The 1,664-nt window shown below is 48.0% G+C and carries 2 protein-coding genes; both read right to left on the bottom strand.

Features of this window, described 5'->3' with window-relative positions:
- Window positions 1–125: 125 nt before the first annotated feature.
- A complete protein-coding gene (locus H6F50_RS07355) occupies window positions 126–797 on the bottom strand; it encodes a biopolymer transporter ExbD (RefSeq protein ID WP_190427989.1) in 672 nt (223 codons plus the stop codon).
- Window positions 798–899: 102 nt separating this feature from the next.
- Window positions 900–1,583 carry a MotA/TolQ/ExbB proton channel family protein gene (locus H6F50_RS07350; protein ID WP_190411811.1) on the bottom strand — a complete coding sequence of 228 codons (684 nt, stop codon included), beginning with the start codon at window positions 1,581–1,583 and terminating at the stop codon, window positions 900–902.
- Window positions 1,584–1,664 lie beyond the last annotated feature (81 nt).

The following is a 1,664-nucleotide window of genomic DNA, read 5'->3' as shown; positions in this document are numbered from 1 at the left end:
CACATCAATTAAATCCATATTTATAAACCTCCTATCCAGAAGTTGAGGCGTGAAAAAATCTTTTGATTATCCCTACCTTAAACAAACAATCGCGCCTCGACCTCTGTAAATTGGCAGAATTGCCCCTACCTCTTGGGAGCAGAATCAGTCCCTTGGGGAGCCGGAACAGTCGGTGTCACGGGTACAGTACCGGGAATTGTGGGATTAGTCCCTGGTTGTCCCGGAGCCACCGGCAATTGCGGCTGACCCAGATTGTATGGATTGGCTGATGGGCTGGGTGGCGCATAAGGATTATAAGGTTGGATGGGAGCGTTACCGGAATAGGGAGCTAAACCGGGAGTACCAGGAGCCGTAGGAACCTGGGTATTAGAGCCAGCCGCCGCATCACCGGACCCGGGTAGAGTCGCTAAAGACACGCGATCGCCTCCCACATCTCTCAGCAAATCCAGTACCTGAATGACATCGTTGTAACTTGCAGTCCGAGAAGCGTACAGCACCATCAACCCATTTGGATTTGTCGAGCGGTAATTCTGCAACGACTGAGTTAGCTGATCTTTTGAATTGATCTGCTGTTGCTCCACGTAAATTTGACCAAAATCATCCAAGCTCACCATCAACATCTCTCGCATTTGCGGAGTGCCGCTACTAGCCTTGGGCAAATCCACGCTAATTGCTTGCTGACGAGTCAGTTGCAACGCTGCCAACAAAAAGAACGTCAGGATACAAAAGATGACATCGATCAGGGGAATAATCTCAATTCGGGCGTCATCACCCGGAGTATCCAAGTTAATCTTCATAAGTTCAAACAACAGGGGAAGTTAAAAAGTCATGAGTCTTTAGTCTCTAATTCTTTGCTACTCACTAATAACCCATGACTAATGACCAATGACAATGGATTTCTAGGGTTCAGCCGTATCTGAAGTTTCTACTTTCGCCTTCATCGGATGACGATCGATACCAAGTTTAGGCCATTCCTGGCGGTACATTAACTCCAGCTCATTTCCCGCTCTCCGGAAAATTTTGGCTTGGTTAAACAAAAAACCTTGAAACAGCCGATAGAAAACAAGGCTAGTAATGGCGACTATCAGCCCAGCCGCCGTACTAATCAGAGATTCGCTAATCCCTAGAGTCACTCCAGCGGTTGAAGATGTTCCGAGATCGCCGAGGCGAATACCACTCAAGGATCTGATCAATCCCAACACGGTTCCCAACAATCCTAGTAGGGGACCAAGGGCAATCACTGCTTCTAGAATTTTGTCGCCTTGGCGCATCGAAGCCAATTCCTCGTCTGCGGCTGCTTCCAGTGCCAGCCTAAACAATTCTGGATCGGGGTGAGAAAGTCGTAAGGGAGCATACAGAAAGCGCCCAATCGGCTGTTTTCTGGCTTGGTGAGCAATCTCAGTGGCAACTCCCCAGTTGCGAGTTGCTGCTTCTAGCACCCGATCCACAGTTTCTCTTTCTTTAGTCAAGATTCTTGCCCAAAACCACAGGCGCTCAAAAATAGTGCCTAGAGACAGCAGCGATAAAGCCAGCAGAGGCCACATCACTGGCCCACCTTTCTCGATTAGTTCTTGAAAAGTCACGGTCGATTCTTTCCTCCTACACTCCCCAAGCTTTTAATTTTCTTTAACAACTTGAAGCCATTCCAATTTTAGACAAGCATT

It is taken from the genome of Coleofasciculus sp. FACHB-712 (assembly GCF_014695635.1).
Classification (GTDB): domain Bacteria; phylum Cyanobacteriota; class Cyanobacteriia; order Cyanobacteriales; family FACHB-T130; genus FACHB-T130.
Note: the sequence above shows the minus strand (reverse complement) of the source record. Positions and strands in the feature narration are given on the sequence as shown.